This is a genomic window from Sinobaca qinghaiensis, from assembly GCF_003610495.1.
Taxonomy (GTDB): Bacteria; Bacillota; Bacilli; order Bacillales; family Marinococcaceae; genus Sinobaca; species Sinobaca qinghaiensis.
Map to the genome: position 1 here is coordinate 177508 of NZ_RAPK01000009.1, position 15566 is coordinate 193073.

Annotated in this window: 18 protein-coding genes; 3 read left to right on the plus strand and 15 right to left on the minus strand. The window is 44.1% G+C overall.

The genetic code is table 11. The annotated features are described in order from the left end of the window. Positions 1–6: 6 nt before the first annotated feature. From ATL39_RS10635 to ATL39_RS10700, 14 genes are all read right to left on the minus strand, one after another. Entirely contained in the window at positions 7–819 is an 813-nt protein-coding gene (locus ATL39_RS10635; RefSeq protein WP_120193343.1) for a TlyA family RNA methyltransferase, read from the minus strand. A gap of 2 nt (positions 820–821) precedes the next feature. Next, a complete protein-coding gene (gene dxs, locus ATL39_RS10640) occupies positions 822–2708 on the minus strand; it encodes a 1-deoxy-D-xylulose-5-phosphate synthase (protein ID WP_120193578.1) in 1887 nt (628 codons plus the stop codon). Between the two features lie 24 nt (positions 2709–2732). Beyond that, positions 2733–3326 carry a hypothetical protein gene (locus ATL39_RS10645; RefSeq protein ID WP_120193344.1) on the minus strand — a complete coding sequence of 198 codons (594 nt, stop codon included), beginning with the start codon at positions 3324–3326 and terminating at the stop codon, positions 2733–2735. Positions 3327–4045: 719 nt separating this feature from the next. Continuing rightward, on the minus strand, positions 4046–4930 hold the full coding sequence (locus ATL39_RS10650) for a polyprenyl synthetase family protein (protein WP_120193345.1): 885 nt from the start codon (positions 4928–4930) through the stop codon (positions 4046–4048). Then, the gene (locus tag ATL39_RS10655; protein ID WP_120193346.1) at positions 4923–5168 is read right to left on the minus strand and encodes an exodeoxyribonuclease VII small subunit; all 246 of its coding nucleotides are present in this window, start codon (positions 5166–5168) and stop codon (positions 4923–4925) included. The genes ATL39_RS10650 and ATL39_RS10655 overlap by 8 nt, the downstream gene beginning before the upstream one ends. After that, the gene (gene xseA / locus ATL39_RS10660) at positions 5158–6540 is read right to left on the minus strand and encodes an exodeoxyribonuclease VII large subunit (RefSeq protein ID WP_120193579.1); all 1383 of its coding nucleotides are present in this window, start codon (positions 6538–6540) and stop codon (positions 5158–5160) included. The genes ATL39_RS10655 and xseA overlap by 11 nt, the downstream gene beginning before the upstream one ends. Before the next feature lie 11 nt (positions 6541–6551). Continuing rightward, the gene (folD, locus tag ATL39_RS10665; protein WP_120193347.1) at positions 6552–7415 is read right to left on the minus strand and encodes a bifunctional methylenetetrahydrofolate dehydrogenase/methenyltetrahydrofolate cyclohydrolase FolD; all 864 of its coding nucleotides are present in this window, start codon (positions 7413–7415) and stop codon (positions 6552–6554) included. Continuing rightward, positions 7412–7825, minus strand: a complete 414-nt coding sequence (gene nusB, locus ATL39_RS10670) for a transcription antitermination factor NusB (RefSeq protein WP_120193348.1) — start codon at positions 7823–7825, stop codon at positions 7412–7414. The genes folD and nusB overlap by 4 nt, the downstream gene beginning before the upstream one ends. 191 nt (positions 7826–8016) lie before the next feature. Beyond that, positions 8017–8421, minus strand: a complete 405-nt coding sequence (locus ATL39_RS10675; RefSeq protein ID WP_120193349.1) for an Asp23/Gls24 family envelope stress response protein — start codon at positions 8419–8421, stop codon at positions 8017–8019. Between the two features lie 30 nt (positions 8422–8451). Then, complete coding sequence (locus ATL39_RS10680) at positions 8452–8853, minus strand: hypothetical protein (protein WP_120193350.1); 402 nt, start codon at positions 8851–8853, stop codon at positions 8452–8454. A 101-nt stretch (positions 8854–8954) separates the two neighbouring features. After that, positions 8955–10391, minus strand: a complete 1437-nt coding sequence (gene panF, locus ATL39_RS10685) for a sodium/pantothenate symporter (protein WP_120193351.1) — start codon at positions 10389–10391, stop codon at positions 8955–8957. Further along, a complete protein-coding gene (locus ATL39_RS10690; RefSeq protein WP_120193352.1) occupies positions 10388–10666 on the minus strand; it encodes a YhdT family protein in 279 nt (92 codons plus the stop codon). Before ATL39_RS10690 ends, panF begins: the two co-directional genes overlap by 4 nt. Positions 10667–10770: 104 nt before the next feature. Beyond that, complete coding sequence (gene efp, locus ATL39_RS10695; RefSeq protein WP_120193353.1) at positions 10771–11328, minus strand: elongation factor P; 558 nt, start codon at positions 11326–11328, stop codon at positions 10771–10773. 49 nt (positions 11329–11377) lie between these two features. Continuing rightward, the gene (locus ATL39_RS10700) at positions 11378–12448 is read right to left on the minus strand and encodes a M24 family metallopeptidase (protein ID WP_120193354.1); all 1071 of its coding nucleotides are present in this window, start codon (positions 12446–12448) and stop codon (positions 11378–11380) included. 248 nt (positions 12449–12696) lie between these two features. On the opposite strand from ATL39_RS10700, the gene ATL39_RS10705 reads away from it, so the two are divergent. The 3 genes from ATL39_RS10705 (at position 12697) to ATL39_RS10715 (ending at position 14996) form a co-directional block, all read left to right on the plus strand. Beyond that, on the plus strand, positions 12697–13644 hold the full coding sequence (locus tag ATL39_RS10705) for a DUF1385 domain-containing protein (RefSeq protein ID WP_120193355.1): 948 nt from the start codon (positions 12697–12699) through the stop codon (positions 13642–13644). A 66-nt stretch (positions 13645–13710) separates the two neighbouring features. Then, on the plus strand, positions 13711–14109 hold the full coding sequence (locus ATL39_RS10710) for an SA1362 family protein (protein WP_120193356.1): 399 nt from the start codon (positions 13711–13713) through the stop codon (positions 14107–14109). Positions 14110–14180: 71 nt separating this feature from the next. After that, complete coding sequence (locus ATL39_RS10715; protein WP_120193357.1) at positions 14181–14996, plus strand: phosphatase PAP2 family protein; 816 nt, start codon at positions 14181–14183, stop codon at positions 14994–14996. Here the strand turns inward: ATL39_RS10715 and mntR are convergent. After that, entirely contained in the window at positions 14993–15427 is a 435-nt protein-coding gene (gene mntR / locus ATL39_RS10720; protein WP_120193358.1) for a transcriptional regulator MntR, read from the minus strand. The two genes, ATL39_RS10715 and mntR, sit on opposite strands and share 4 nt — an antisense overlap. Positions 15428–15566: the final 139 nt, after the last annotated feature.

Below are 15566 nucleotides of genomic sequence, written 5' to 3' on the forward strand. Positions count from 1 at the left end.
AATAAATCAGGAAGAGAAGCTGGCATGGGCTTCATCCACTATTTGAGGTAATGCATCTTTTGACAATTCACTTTCCGGATGACTTCCCTTTTGAAGATAAAGAAGAAATTCAATGTTTCCTTCTCCTCCTGTAATAGGAGAGTAGCTGACATTCCTGCAGGTAAATCCGGCTGCAGCTGCCATCGATGTTGTATTCTCGAGTACTTCAAGATGAACGGCAGGATCACGGACGATACCTTTTTTACCCACTTTTGTGCGTCCGGCTTCAAACTGGGGCTTAACAAGAAGCATCGCTTCTCCGTTCTCTGCGAGAATGGAATATAAAGGCGGAACAATCCACTTCAAAGAAATAAAAGACACATCCGCCACGGCAATATCAGGCGTGCCTTTTTTGAAATCATCTTTTACTGCATAACGAAAATTCATCCGTTCCATTACTTCTACTTTTTCATGATTGCGCAGGCTCCACGCCAGCTGGTTATAGCCGACATCACAGGAATATACAAAATCAGCTCCGTGCTGAATTGCACAGTCCGTAAATCCGCCTGTTGAAGCACCAATATCAAGGACTTTTTTTTCTTTAAAGTCAAGATGAAAGGACTTAATGGCTTTTTCAAGCTTAAGTCCTCCCCGGCTTACATATGGCATGGTGTCTCCTTTAACTCGTAAAGGAGCCTCCACGTCAACTCTGGCACCTGGTTTATCCACCCGTTCGTCTTTCACAAAAACGAGTCCGGCCATTATTGATCTTTTAGCTTTTTCTCTTGTTTCAAAAAAGCCTTTGTTGACTAAAAGTACATCAATTCGTTCTTTTTTCATGTTCAGGCCCTCTGCCGCTTTGCCGGCACCATGTCTCTAAGTGTTCCCGCTACGTTCTCCGGAGTAAGACCGATTTCCTCATACAGTTCCGGTACGCTGCCGTGTTCAATGTAGCGGTCCGGAATGCCCATCCGGTTAATGACCATATCATGCTGGTTTAAATCATGATAATGCTCAAGCACTGCACTGCCAAAGCTGCCCTGGAGCGCAGCTTCTTCCAGCGTTAGAACCGCTCCTTTTTCTTCATACAGCTCCTGTAGAATATCGGCATCCAGCGGTTTGGCAGAACGTGCATTGACGATACGCACATCAATGTTTTCTTCCGCAAGAATCGCAGCGGCTTCTTCCGCGATAGGAAGCATCGTGCCAAAGGATAGTATCGTTAATTCTTTACCGTCTCTTACAACTTCCCATTTTCCAATATCGATCTTCTTTAATTCATTGTCCATTTCAATACCGTACCCGTTGCCGCGTGGATAGCGGACAGCGATAGGGCCGTCATGATAAACAGCTGTATACAGCATATGCTGAAGCTCGTTCTCGTCTTTAGGCATTAATATAGTCATATTAGGCAGGTGGCGGAGGTAGGCAATATCAAAAACCCCCTGGTGTGTTTCTCCGTCAGCTCCTACAAGTCCCGCTCTATCAATCGCAAAGACAACATGAAGATTTTGACGGCACACATCGTGGACAAGCTGGTCATATCCTCTTTGAAGGAACGTTGAGTATACGGCAAATACCGGCTTCATGCCCTGAGTTGCCATGCCTGCTGCCATAGTAGTAGCGTGCTGCTCGGCAATCCCCACATCAAACATTCTATCAGGAAATTTCTCCGCGAATGAATCCAGCTTTGTTCCGCCCGGCATTGCTGCCGTAATTGCTACAATATCAGGATCTGCAGCAGCCATTTTCTGGAGCGTGGAGCTGAAGACCCCGCTGTAAGCGGGTGGTCCAGGCTTTTTAACGACTTCTCCGGAATCAATTTTATACGGTCCGAGACCATGCCACGTGCCTTTTGCATCATTTTCCGCCGGAGCGTAGCCTTTTCCTTTTTTCGTAATCGTATGAACGATTACAGGGCCTTTTGTCTGTTTCGCAAAGGCTATATTGGAGCGCAGGTCATCAAGATCATGTCCATCTACCGGCCCTAAATAGGTGAATCCCATTTCTTCAAAAAACATTCCTGTTGTTACCATAAATTTAAGACTGTCCTTCAGGCGTTCGGCAGTAGCCGCAATCTTTCCGCCAAAAGCAGGAATTCTTTTTAGAATATCTTCTACATCGTCTTTTGTTTTTTGATAAGTATTTGCTTTTCTCATGCGTCCCAATATACCGTGCAGAGCTCCTACATTGGGTGCAATGGACATCTCATTATCATTTAGGATGATTGTCAGGTCCGTCTGCTCATGGCCGATATGATTTAGCGCTTCCAAAGCCATGCCGCCGGTGAGCGCTCCGTCTCCGATTATAGCTGCTACTTTGCTGTCATTGCCCTTGATCTGGCTGGAAAGAGCCATTCCCATAGCGGCGGATAAGGAAGTGGAGCTATGTCCTGTTTCCCATACATCATGATCGCTTTCGTTGCGTTTAGGAAAACCGCAGAGGCCTTTATATTTTCTCAATGAATCAAAATCACCGGCACGTCCTGTTAAGATCTTGTGTACGTAGGACTGGTGGCCGACATCCCAGATAAGTTTATCTTTAGGGGAATCGTACAGCGAATGCAGGATAAGGGTTAATTCCACTACTCCAAGGTTAGGTCCAAGGTGTCCTCCTGTTACGGACAGCTTGCGGACAAGAAATTCCCTGATATCAATAGCAAGTTCTTTTAGTTCCTGCTGAGTACAGTCTTTTACAAATTCTGGGTTCTTGATCGTTTCAAGATTCATTGCTGAACCCTCACTTTCCATCAATTAAGCTTTCTTTTTCTTTTGCTTTTTACTGAAAATCCTGAGCTTGAACTTTGTTTCCATGACATAGAAAAATTTACCAACCTGAAAAATAATATTTGTTGAAAATTGAATTGCAAACGTTTTTCCGAGAGCTTTTCCTCCTACAGTAAGTGAAGCAACAATAGCCGTAAATACGACATTTAACACCGCCTGCAGGGTGCTGCCGTCCTGGGATCCCAGCACTACAGCAAGTTGAATAACGACTGCTGATGTTGCAGCACCGCTGACAACACCTGAGATATCACCTATCACATCAGCGCAGAAGTTAGCCACTTTATCTGCATTTCTCGTTATAACCATACTTTGGTAGGCGCCGGGCACCTTCTTGGCAGCCATCGCGTGAAAAGGTTTTTCTTCCGCAGCGGTTGCCGCCACGCCGACCATATCAAATACAACACCGATAAGTACAATAAATAATACAATCAGCATACCAATGGCCCATCCTACTCCCGAAAGCACAGCAGTGGATACAATTGAAAAAATAGCCGCTAACACCAACGTGATAACGGCAATAAAAAGACTCCAGTTTATCGATTTTTTCCATACAGTTTTCATAATATTATTTATATCACCTAGACAGTATATTCACTTTATTTTTAATTCGTAAACCTTATGTAACAAAATCGGAGGCCATTCAGGGCGTAAACATTATGGCTTAGGTCCAGTAGGTTTTCCCAACCGGCTGCCCGAACGTCGCCGTTCCGGCGGTTTCCCTTTAAAGCCCGCTTGATGCCGTCTCCGGACATCAGACTGGATTGCCACTCAGACCACACTGCAATCCACCCTGAATGTTTTTCAAACAGTCTAGGAGTTTTCCTCAGCAATTCCGTGCCACTTTCTTAGCCTCTTTTGCAGAGCAGGTTTCAGATGTTAAAAAGCAGGTCGTTGGCCGACAAACCTTACTTTCAAAAGAACATCATTCCCGCTGCTCCACTCAAGGCAGGCTACGCTGCGAGATTGGCTTCCCTTGCCTCTCGTCAGGTCTTACCTTTACCAAGGTCATATAATCTATTATATGACTGCTTGGAAAAGGCCTCCGCGGTGAAAAGGGTTCACGCCCACATGCCGTTGTGGATCGCCCTTAGCACCTTTACTCCCAGCAATGACCCAAGGCTGGGCGCCTCGAGCCAAAGCGAAGAACTTCATCGATGTGCCCTTCAGCGGATTTTTAGGCCCGCCCTCGAAAATGGAGAATCGACTAGAATACTGCGCCATCCGATTTTGATGTAGAAATAGTATATCATGAATAAAAATTATTGTACAAAGCTCCGGACCTATTTTGTACGATGCTGAATATACTCTACGAATTCGGTAAGAATTTCGCTCTTTCCGTTCAGCTGGCCGGCATATTCTTTCGCTTTTTCAGCATGCCAGCTCAGCTTCTCTTTTGCTCCTTCAAGAGACAAAAGTTTTGGATACGTGCTTTTATCTTTATTTTCATCGCTTCCTGCCGGCTTACCCATTTCTATTGAATCGCCTTCCACGTCGAGAATATCATCTTTAATTTGAAAGACGAGACCGAGTTCCCTGCCGAAAGCACGAAGTTTGGAAAGATCTTCTTCAGGCGCCCCTGCCAGAATGCCGCCGGCTATAATGGAAAAACCGAGCAGATCGCCGGTCTTGCGATGATGTATCGATTCAAGCTCCTGAAGGTTGAGAGTGGATTTTTCCCCCTCCATGTCTGCTACCTGTCCGCCTACCATACCTTCTGCTCCTGCCGCTCTGGACAGTTCAAGAATGAGCATAACTTTACTATGATCTGACGTATCGGGGAGTTCAGCCAGCAGTTCAAATGCCCTTGTCAGCATAGCATCTCCTGCCAGAATAGCGTGTGCTTCTCCATAAACTTTATGGTTGGTCAATTTCCCACGCCGGTAATCATCATCATCCATTGCCGGAAGATCATCGTGAATCAGGGAATATGTATGAATTAGTTCTACAGCACAGGCTGCCTGTACCACATTGTCCCTGCTCTCCTGGTAGGATTGAAAAGCCGCAAGCAGTAAAAGCGGACGCACTCTCTTTCCACCTGCTTCGATGGAATAAAGCATGGATTCCTTTAGAGCTGCAGGCATGGACAAATTCTGTACCGTCTGCGGCAGAACCTCATCAATACGCCTCTTGTTTGCAGATATGAATGATTCAAGCTGCTTATTCACCTGCATCCTCTCCATCTACTGTTAATGGTTTGATTTCTCCGTTTTCTTCTATAATAACGTCCATCTGTTTTTCTACTTTTTTAAGCTTGTCGTGACAGAGGGAGGAAAGCTGCATTCCTTCCTGATACATGTGAAGGGCTTTTTCAAGCGGCACATCCCCCTCTTCCAGCTTGTTTACCGTAGATTCAAGCTGTTTAAGAGCTTCTTCAAAAGAAAGTTCTTTATTTTCACTCATCATTTTCACCTTCCTTTTTTTCAAAATCCCACTTACGCTTGGAAACTGTTTCTATTACTTTTGTCTGAACGGTGCCGTCTTTCATCTGCACATCCAGCCTGCTGCCCGGAACCGCCTGCTTCACAGAGGAAATCAGCTCCCCCTTTTCATCAAATGAAACCTGGTAGCCTCTTTCTAAAATCTGCAGGGGATTAAGCAGGTTCAGTTTTTGGAGAACATGATAGAAATCATTTTGTTTATTCTGTAGATACCTGTTTTTTACTTTTTCAAGACGTTCTGCGGTCTGGTAATAATCTTTTCGGCTGGATTCCAGCTTTCTCTGTGGATGCTGGAGCTCCAGTCTTTTTTTAAGTACCTGAAACGACGATAAACTGCCTTCCAGCAGGAGAAGGCGTCTTTTTTCCAGTCTGTCCATCAGCCTGTCAAGTTCTTGTTCTTTCTGCTGGAGAAGCTGCATCGGGTAACGAAAGGCATATGCCCCCTGAAGCCTTTTCAGGCGTTCAGCACCGCGCTTTCTATGATTATCCATGGCCAGATGCAGACGCTGTTCATAGGAAGTAATCTGCTGAACAACATCAATTAATGAAGGCACAGCTATCTCTGCCGCTGCTGTCGGGGTGGCTGCTCTCACATCAGCCGCAAAATCTGCAATGGTAAAGTCTGTTTCGTGCCCTACTGCAGAAATAATTGGAATGGAGGCCGCGTGAATGGCCCGGGCTACGATTTCTTCATTAAAAGCCCAGAGTTCTTCAATTGATCCTCCCCCTCTTCCTGCTATGATTACATCTACTTCCGGATCTGTTTCCGCTTGTTTCAATGCACGTACAATCGACGGCGCCGCATCTCTTCCCTGAACCAGCACGGGATAGAGAGTGATACCGGCTGGAGGGTATCTCCGTTTTATTGTTGAAATCACATCCCGTATCGCAGCACCTGTTGGAGAAGTGATCACGGCTATTTTTTTAGGATAGGCGGGAAGCTTTTTTTTCATACCTTCACGAAAAAGCCCTTCCAGCTCCAGTTTGTTTTTCAGCTGTTCGTATTTAATGAACAGCTGGCCGATACCATCGGGTTCCATATCATTAACATAAAGCTGGTACTGGCCGAAAGGCTCGTAGACAGAAACGCGTCCCCTGATCAATACTTTCATTCCATTTTCAGGCTCAAAAGCAAGCGATTTGTTGTTTCCGGCAAACATAACGGCTGATATTTTTGACCGTTCATCTTTTATAGTGAAATACATATGGCCCCGGCTGTGTTTTTTGAAGTTGGATATTTCCCCTCTCAACCAGACAGCCTGCAGATCAACGTTCTGTTCAATAGTCTGCTTAATGCGGGATGTCAGCTGAGAAATAGATATCCAGCGGTCCTCCATAGCAGTCATCTTTACCGTGCCTGCCTGTTGTATTCACGGACCGCTGATTCAAGCGTATTGTATAAAAGCATCGTAATAGTCATCGGTCCGACTCCGCCGGGAACGGGCGTAATATAGGAAGCTTTTTCTTTTACGTCGTCAAACAGAACGTCTCCGCATAATTTGCCGTTCTCTTTTCGATTCATTCCGACATCGATTACGACCGCCCCGTCTTTTATGAAATCTTCGGTTACAAATTCTGGAATGCCAATCGCTGCGATGACAATATCTGCCTGTCTGGTATAGCTTTTCAGGTCTACCGTTCTGGAGTGGCAGTATGTGACAGTAGCATTTTTATTCAACAGCATCTGTCCCATCGGCTTTCCGACAATGTTGCTTCTTCCTATTACGACTGCGTGTTTTCCCTCGATAGGAATACCTTTGTACTCAAGCATTTTAATGATACCGTACGGCGTGCAGGGAAGGAACGCTTCCTGGCCGGTCATCATCCGTCCAATACTGATGGGATGAAAGCCATCTACATCTTTATCCGGATGAATGGCTTCAATAACTTTCTTTTCATCGATCTGCTTTGGAAGCGGAAGCTGAACGAGGATGCCGTGGATGGCTGTATCCTGATTATATTGCTCTATTACGTTCAGAAGGTCGTTTTCTGAAATGGTATCAGGCAGTTCATGCAGAACCGAATGAATCCCCGCTTCTTTTGACGCCTTATCTTTTCCTTTAACATAAGACATGGAGGCTGGATTTTCTCCGACTATAATTACGGCAAGTCCCGGCTCTACTCCTTTTTCTTTCCATTCGGCTACCTGTTCTTTAATGTAGCTTCTTGTAGAAGCGGCTACTTCCTTACCGCTGATAAGTTCAGCTGTCATGACTCCTCCTCCTTTTTTAGTTCGCATTCTTTTAACACGTTTGACAAAACGCCGTTAATAAAGCTTCCTGACTCTTTTCCCCCGAAAGCTTTTCCAAGCTCAATCGCTTCGTTAACACTTACATGCAGGGGAATATCTTCAACAAACAGCATTTCATACACAGATTCCCGCAGAATATTCCGGTCGATATTGCCGACTCTTGTGATGGTCCAGTTATCAAGATGTTCCGTCAGCTGAGCATCGATGCCTTCTTTTTCTTCCAGCGTCCCTTCAATAACAGTAGTCAGAAACTCATCCGCTGTTTCATCTTCTTCTAATGTATTTTCCAAAGCACGCTGCCATTCTACTCCTGTCAAATCCACCTGATATAACACCTGTACCGCTCTTAATCGTGCTAGCCTTCGATTCATTACCCATTCCCTCTTCCTGCTTGTCACAGGCTTTTAACTGCCAGCCTGCTGTTTTTACGATAAATAAAACCTGGTCCGTACCAGGCTTTGTCTGCAAAAGCGTCCGCTCACCCTGCTTTTTTCTTTTGTTCATCCTAAGAGAATAAAAAACTGCTATAACAGGGTGAGCTGTTATAACAGCCTAACTTTACTTAATTTTGTTTATCTGCTTCTTTAGTTTCTGCATGATCAAGCTGAATAGCAGCTACATGAATGTTAATCGAATCGATCGCTACGGAAGTCATTGTTCTCAAAGCCTGATAAATTGCTTTTTGAAGCTCTTTAGCTACTTGAGGCACCGCCACTCCGTACTGCATCGTAACCGACACGTCAATTTTCACACCCATTTCGCCAAGATCCACCTTGACCCCTTTGCTTACATTTTTCCTGCCTAGTTTCTCTGCTACGTCCAATGCGAAATTCCCTCTTAATGAGTGAACTCCGCTGACCTCGGATACAGCAAGCGCGGTTATTACTTCTATTACATCCGGAGCTATTTCAATCCGTCCGAGTTCATTCCACTCTTCTTTAATATCCAGTACTTTTGCGTCACTCACTGCAGGGCCTCCTTTAAAAATAGATCTATTTTATTCCGGCTTCTCTGCTTCCGCCCGCTCTTTCTCCTGAGCTTCCAGCGCTTCTTTTTCAGCCTGTTCTTCCTGCTTTCTTACAAATTCCTCTTTATACTGTCTGAACACAGGAAATTCAGATAGATTATCAGGGATTTTATCATTTTCAAGAAGAATAATCTTTACCAGATTTTTGTTTCTGGCCATGTGATACTTTTCTTCATATTCATTTTCCCTGACAAATTTCTTCAGGTTGTCATAATCTTCTTCCTGGATGGAAACAGTGTATGATCCGCTGCCTTCGCCGTATTCATGACTGAAGCCGACTTCAAATTCCACAATTTGAATTTGGTCATTCTTCATATTCCTCGTCTGTTCTAATACTGCTTTTGCACCTTCTGTTAAGTCGTTCCAATCCATTATAATTCCTCACTTCTTATTTATATTGTAAACAGTACGTTTTTTCACGTGTTGATTATACCACGCAGGTATGTTTTTTTCATCTACTCATCTCCGCTCTTTTACACAACGGCCGGTATCTTTTTCTGCGTCAGCAGGCTCACGCCGATATAGCAGAATAAAGACAAAATAACGGGAATAGTAACCGAATGCACCCCTAGAACATCGGGCGTGAACTGATAAATAAGCACGTAGGAACCAACACCGCTGATAATTGAAGCAAGAGCACCGTGTTTATTTCCTTTTTCCCAGTACAGGCCAAGAACAATCGGCCAGATGAACGCTGCTTCCAGACCGCCGAATGCAAATAAATTCAGCCAAATTAAAAGATCCGGAGGATTAAGGGCGAGTATAAAAACAGCGGCACCAAGCAGAACCGTTACAGAGTACGTCACTTTTTTAATACGCCGGTTGTCCGCCTCCGGCTGTATATAATTCAAATATACATCCTTTACCACCGTAGAGCTGACCAGCAGCAGAAGCGAGTCAACTGTTGACATAATAGCAGCCAGAGGCGCAGCCAGCACAATCCCTGCCAGCCAGGCGGGCAGTACTTCGAGCACGATCAGAGGCATAACAGTATCCGGTGCGTCTATGCCCGGCAGAATCGGTCTGGCCAGCACCCCGGTAAGGTGAATTCCAAACATCATAAAAGCCACGACAAATGTTCCAATAATAAGCGCCCGATGCATGGAAACAGAATTTTTATAAGACATCGCTCTTACGGCAACCTGAGGAAGCCCGACAACCCCAACCCCGACAAGAATCCAGAAAGAAGATACATAAAGCGGCGTCAGCTCCCCTTCCGCTCCAAATGGAGAAACGAGAGCCGGGTTTTCAGCCGTGAGATCAGCCATAATTGCCGGAAGCCCGCCCCCGGCAATTATCGTTCCTGCTAAAATAATCAGTGTTCCAAAAAACATAATAATTCCCTGAATCGTATCAGTCACTACGACGGCTCTGAACCCGCCAATGGTCACATATATCAAAATGGTCACGGCAAAAATAAATAAAGCGGTAGTATATGAGAGGCCGGTGATGGTCTCCACCAGCCTCGCACCGCCTATCCACTGGGCTGCCATAGCAGAAAAAAGGAACAATACGATACTTGCTGCACTCAGTATAACAACCGCTTTGCTTTCATAACGGCTTTTTAAATAATCAACCAGCGTTATTGCTTTATATTGACGAGACTTAATAGCAAATCGTTTTCCGAGAATCATTAACGTAAAATAACCCGTCACTACCTGAGCCATCGCGAGAAGAACCCAGCCCAGCCCCTGCGTATAAGCTGCACCCGGACCACCGACAAAGCTGCTGGCACTGCCGTATGTAGCAACCATCGTCATAGCCAGGATCAGTCCACCCATTTCCCGGCTGCCCAAAAAGTATTCCTGCAGAAAATCATTTTTTTTTGAAATTCGTTTCGCTGACAAAAAACCGACCAGAAATACGACGGCTAAAAACAAAAGTAAAGGAACTATTACAGCTGTATTCATTTCTTTTCTTCCTCTTCTTCCAAAGATATATCAGTAAAAAAGAACCGAACGGCCAAGGCCACCAAAATTATAATAAAAATGGGGACGATCACACAGCTAAAAAAGAACCAGGCCGGCATGCCGGCTATATATCGATACTCTTCCGGAGGACCAGAACCAAGACCATAAGCAAAGCCAAACCATAAACAAAAATGAAGAATCACAATCGCTGTTCCAATCAGTGCTTCTTTTGCCGTAATGCTCCAGCGCTTTTTTACCGGGGACTGCTCGTTCATATGCCCTTCTCCTTTCCTGCTTATAGTGGGTGATGAAATACCTTCGTTATATTTCTGCAAAGAAAAAAGGCCGCAAAGTGTCTTCCACTTTTAGGCCTTTTTTTCTACGCTCTAGAAACGTAGTTACCGCTTCTAGTATCAATCACCAGGCGGTCGCCTTGATTCACAAAAAATGGAACCTGAACTGTTAATCCTGTTTCAAGGGTAGCCGGCTTTGTACCGCCGGAGGAAGTATCTCCTTTAACACCGGGCTCTGTAGCAGTAACTTCCAGCTCCACTGTATTTGGCACTTCCACACCAAGTGTTTCTGTACCATACGTGTTAACCTGTACTTCCATGTTGTCCTTTAAATAATTTAATTCGTTTTTCAGCTGATCGCTCGCAAGTTCAAGCTGTTCATACGATTCATTATCCATGAACGTGTGCATGTCCCCGTTGGCATATAAATACTGCATGCGGCGGCGTTCAATATGGGCGCGTCCTACCTTTTCACCGGCGCGGAATGTTTTTTCCTGAATATTTCCTGACCGGAGACTTCTTAATTTGGAACGTACGAAAGCTGCTCCCTTTCCAGGTTTTACATGCTGAAAGTCTACTACCGTCCAAATATCATTATCTACTTCAATGGTAAGTCCTGTTTTAAAATCGTTTACTGAAATCATTGCCGTGCCTCCATTTTTTATCAATTCGGTACTTACTATATCACACTAATCATTCTCCTACTATTACTAATTCCTTTGGCGCGTAGGTCAGCACTTCATTACCTTCTTCTGTAATCACAATATCGTCTTCAATTCTTGTGCCGCCTGCTTTTGGAACATAAATACCCGGCTCGACCGTTACTACCATTCCAGGCTCGAGCACTTGGCTGCCTTTTGGAGAAAGCCTCGGTCCTTCATGTACCTCCATGCCGAGTCCATGACCGAGACCGTGGCCAAAGTATTTTCCGTACCCGGCCTGCTCAATGTGGGCTCGTGCAATCTGGTCTGCTTCTATGCCGGTCATGCCGGGTTTAATTTGTTCAACAGCCAGCAGCTGCGCTTCCAGTACAGTCTGGTAAATCTTTTTTAATTCGCTGGTCGGCTCTCCTACGGCAATGGTACGCGTAATGTCAGAGCAGTAGCCTTTGTAATAAGCGCCATAATCAAGCGTAACCAGCTCTCCGCCTTCAATAATTTTACTGCTGGCGACACCGTGGGGAAGCGCGCTTCTCCAGCCGGATGCAACGATTATATCAAAGGAGGAAGAAACCGCTCCTTCTCTTCTCATGAAAAATTCGAGTTCATTGCTTACTTCTGTTTCTTTCATTCCGGGTTTAATAAATGTTGTGATGTGATCAAACGCTCTGTCTGCAATTGCAGCCGCTTCTTTTAAAACAGCTATCTCTTCGGGTGTCTTATAAAGGCGTACTTGTTCGACAATCGACGAAGTGGGAACCAGCTCCGCGTGAATTTGTTTTTTCATCTGGGTGTACTGCTGATACGTTACATATTCTTCCTCGAATCCAACAGCTTTTAGTGATAAAAGCTCTGTGAGGCGTGTGGCTTCCGAAATAATGCCTTTTTCATGCTTCACTATTTCAAATTCCGGACACTCCTCGGCCGCCTGCTCTATGTAACGGAAATCTGTAATAAAATAGGCCTGTTCTTTTGTAATGAATAAAGCTCCGGCGGTTCCGGTGAATCCTGATAAATACCTGCGGTTTGTCGGACTTTCTATAAATATGGCTTCTATTTCTTTGTTTTCCAGCTGTGCTCTTATTTGTTGAATCAGTTTCTGCATATTTGCCTCCTACAGTCATCCATTATTTATCACGGCTTTATTTTATCATATATTGAGAAAGGACGGGCGCTTCGGGATGCTTGTTCCGGTATTTAAATTTCGAGTGTAAAATCTTCAGAAAAGGGAAAATAGCTGTATAACTTCTATTACGTATAGAATTGATATTATTGTAGTGAATGCCCGTGAAATGGTGTAAAATTGAAGGTAACACACCAATGCCATATTTTCGGCATGGATGGGATGATACTATGACTGAATCAAAAAAAATGGCTTACGGAGGCCAGGCTATTGTAGAAGGCGTCATGTTTGCCGGAAAAACAACGACTGTCAGCGCTATCCGCCGCAATAACGGGGAAATTGAATATTACGAAGTAAAGAAAAAAAGTATTCCTATCCTGCGTTCTTTAAAAAAAATATTTATTATCCGCGGTATTGCAGGATTAATTGAAGCAAGTTCAGTAGGGATGAAGCATTTAAATTACGCCTCTGACCGCTATGACGTTAACCCCGAAGATGATGAAACAGCTCCGGTGGAAAAAGCTTCTTCCTCTAAGTGGGGAATGATATTGGGAACTGCAGTAGTGGGGGTCACTTCGTTCTTATTCGGTAATTTTATTTTCACCGTTCTTCCAGCCGTTGCAGCAGGAGGATTCACCCCTATATTTCCCGGCCACGTTGCCCAAAACCTTCTGGAAGGATTTTTTAAACTCATTCTGCTTTTCCTCTATATTTATCTTATCTCCCTGACTCCAATGGTTAAAAGGCTTTTCCAGTATCACGGAGCGGAGCATAAAGTAATTAACACGTATGAAGCAGGAGTCCCGCTCACTGTTCAGAATGTGCAGCGCCACTCCAGGCTCCATTATCGCTGCGGCAGTAGTTTTATTTTATTCACTGTTATTGTCGGGGTGCTTATTTATTTAATGGTGCCGTTTGATTCGCTGGCTGAACGTATCGTTCACCGGCTGGCCCTTATACCAGTCGTTCTGGGCGTATCTTATGAAGTCCTCCAGGGAACGAATAAAGTACGGAACATTCCTGTACTAAAGTGGCTTGGACTTCCGGGATTAGGTCTTCAGCTGCTTACAACTAAGCCTCCTAAAAATGACCAGGTGGAAGTAGCTATCCTATCTTTTGAAAAACTTCTTGCCGAAGAAAAGCACTCAGCCGAGCCAATTGACCATAATGCTGTATAATGAATAATAACAAGGTAGTGTTTTGAAAACCTGGCTTCCCAGGTTACTCTTAATGGAGGTGATCATATGTCGAGCTTGCTTCGCCGGCCTTTCCTGCTGCTGTTGTTCGGACTTGCCGCCTTTGGTCTTGGTAACCAGCTTCTAACAAACCCAATATCTTTTTTGATATCTTTAGTAATCGGTCTTGCTATCGCAGTAGGCCTGTATTTTCTTTTTACGAAAGTTATTATGAAAAAGATGACACAAAGACAATACCAGCCTCATACTCCTCCGAGATCAAAGGCAGCCAATGCCCGTCGTGGAGGGTCTGCAGCTCCTGCTAAAAGTCATTATAAAGCAGCAGGCTCCCAGGCAAAACCTGTAAAGAAACGTTCTACAAAAGCTATTGCCCGCAAAAGAAGCGATACGCATTTGACTGTTATCGAAGGCAAAAAAAACCGCAAAAAGAACCGGGCTCTTTTTTAAAGCCCGGCTCTTTTTATACATAATTGTTTACGATCTTCTCTTTTTGAAAGACAGAAGGAGGAATTTCCTGCATGATGCCAATTCTGATGATCAGTTTTCTATCCGGCCTGCCCTTATCGTTATTGAATGTTTTTTTTCACCCATCTATATATTTCATCATCATACCCGTTATTTATTGGTGCTTCCATAAGCAGCTCGGCTTCAGGCTTTTGTTTATTATGGCTTTTTCCATTTACGTAAATATTCTAATTTCTTCCATTTATCCTTTTGGTACACCGGTTCTGCTTGATCAGCAATTTTCCGGTATGCCTATCGCCTTTCAAAGCGCCATAGTCTTTTGGGGATTTTTAATCCCTGAAATATCAGACCGCCGTTATACTATATTCGCAGCCGTTATTATTGCTTTAGCAGGGTTTTTGGCTTTTTTGGATCCTTCTTATACAATTGCCGATATTTTTTATGCCGGCCTGATTGGTTTCTTTTTGATTTTTACATTATACCGGTCGCTCGATTGGATAGGCGGGGCTCCTGATTTTCTCCTGCTGGGTGTTGCTGTTCTTCTGGGAATCTGCCTGTTTCTCCTGGAACCGCAGGCAGCCTTTTACGCCGGTCTGCTGCTGGGCTTCAGTGCAGGTTTTGATATTGAGACCATTAAGAACCGAATGGCGTATCCGTCCTCTTTTGTTCCAAAAATAAAGGCCTCCCTGGTCGGACTAGCTGGAGCTCTTCTTCTTCTTTTAGTATTTGAATTTGCCGTTTCATCGGCAGCGGTCTTTTTATCAGGCATTATTCTTGGCCTGTGGATTACCCTATTTGCCCCGGTTCTTTTCATAAAAATGGCCTTCTCTAAAAGAGAAGGCGGCATTCTATCGAGCAGAAAAAGCTAATCTTCCAGCTTTTCCTGCTCGTTTTTACTTTGTACCTCACGGAGATTTTCTACTCTTTTCGGGTCCTCTTCGAAATACTGAACAATATCTCCTATACGATCTATAGCATCCCAGCTTAGATGATGTTCAATTCCTTCTACGTCCGTATAAATATGCTCGTGCTCCACCCCAATGATCCGCATAAAGTTTTCAAGCAGCTCATGTCTGTAGACTAGACGCTTTCCAATTTTTTTTCCTTTTGCCGTTAAGATCAATCCTCTGTATTTTTCATAGACTAAGTATTCCTGCTTATCCAGTTTCTGAACCATTTTTGTAACAGAAGAAGGATGAACCTCCAGCGTTTCTGCAATATCTGATACTCTGGCATATCCTTTGGATTCAATAAGCTGGTAAATCCGCTCTAAATAATCTTCCATGCTTGGAGTAGGCATATAGGATCCTCCATATACTTCATAGTTTATGACAAATTGTTGCGCTTCTTTATTGTACATGAATAAAAGAACGTTCACAATTTAATTCACTATATTGATTTCAATAGAAATTATTTTTCCCTTCCGCAAACTGTAAACT

Bases quoted from the DNA above. Each gene is read 5' to 3' on its own strand.
- folD (WP_120193347.1), bottom strand. From the start codon at position 7,415: ATGACAGCTGAACTTATCAGCGGTAAGGAAGTAGCCGCTTCTACAAGA.
- ATL39_RS10655 (WP_120193346.1), bottom strand. From the start codon at position 5,168: ATGATGAGTGAAAATAAAGAACTTTCTTTTGAAGAAGCTCTTAAACAG.
- dxs (WP_120193578.1), bottom strand. From the start codon at position 2,708: ATGAATCTTGAAACGATCAAGAACCCAGAATTTGTAAAAGACTGTACT.
- panF (WP_120193351.1), bottom strand. From the start codon at position 10,391: ATGAATACAGCTGTAATAGTTCCTTTACTTTTGTTTTTAGCCGTCGTA.
- ATL39_RS10645 (WP_120193344.1), bottom strand. From the start codon at position 3,326: ATGAAAACTGTATGGAAAAAATCGATAAACTGGAGTCTTTTTATTGCC.
- ATL39_RS10715 (WP_120193357.1), top strand. From the start codon at position 14,181: ATGATGCCAATTCTGATGATCAGTTTTCTATCCGGCCTGCCCTTATCG.
- ATL39_RS10700 (WP_120193354.1), bottom strand. From the start codon at position 12,448: ATGCAGAAACTGATTCAACAAATAAGAGCACAGCTGGAAAACAAAGAA.
- ATL39_RS10690 (WP_120193352.1), bottom strand. From the start codon at position 10,666: ATGAACGAGCAGTCCCCGGTAAAAAAGCGCTGGAGCATTACGGCAAAA.
- ATL39_RS10635 (WP_120193343.1), bottom strand. From the start codon at position 819: ATGAAAAAAGAACGAATTGATGTACTTTTAGTCAACAAAGGCTTTTTT.
- efp (WP_120193353.1), bottom strand. From the start codon at position 11,328: ATGATTTCAGTAAACGATTTTAAAACAGGACTTACCATTGAAGTAGAT.
- nusB (WP_120193348.1), bottom strand. From the start codon at position 7,825: ATGAATCGAAGGCTAGCACGATTAAGAGCGGTACAGGTGTTATATCAG.
- ATL39_RS10705 (WP_120193355.1), top strand. From the start codon at position 12,697: ATGACTGAATCAAAAAAAATGGCTTACGGAGGCCAGGCTATTGTAGAA.
- ATL39_RS10710 (WP_120193356.1), top strand. From the start codon at position 13,711: ATGTCGAGCTTGCTTCGCCGGCCTTTCCTGCTGCTGTTGTTCGGACTT.
- xseA (WP_120193579.1), bottom strand. From the start codon at position 6,540: ATGGAGGACCGCTGGATATCTATTTCTCAGCTGACATCCCGCATTAAG.
- ATL39_RS10680 (WP_120193350.1), bottom strand. From the start codon at position 8,853: ATGGATTGGAACGACTTAACAGAAGGTGCAAAAGCAGTATTAGAACAG.
- mntR (WP_120193358.1), bottom strand. From the start codon at position 15,427: ATGCCTACTCCAAGCATGGAAGATTATTTAGAGCGGATTTACCAGCTT.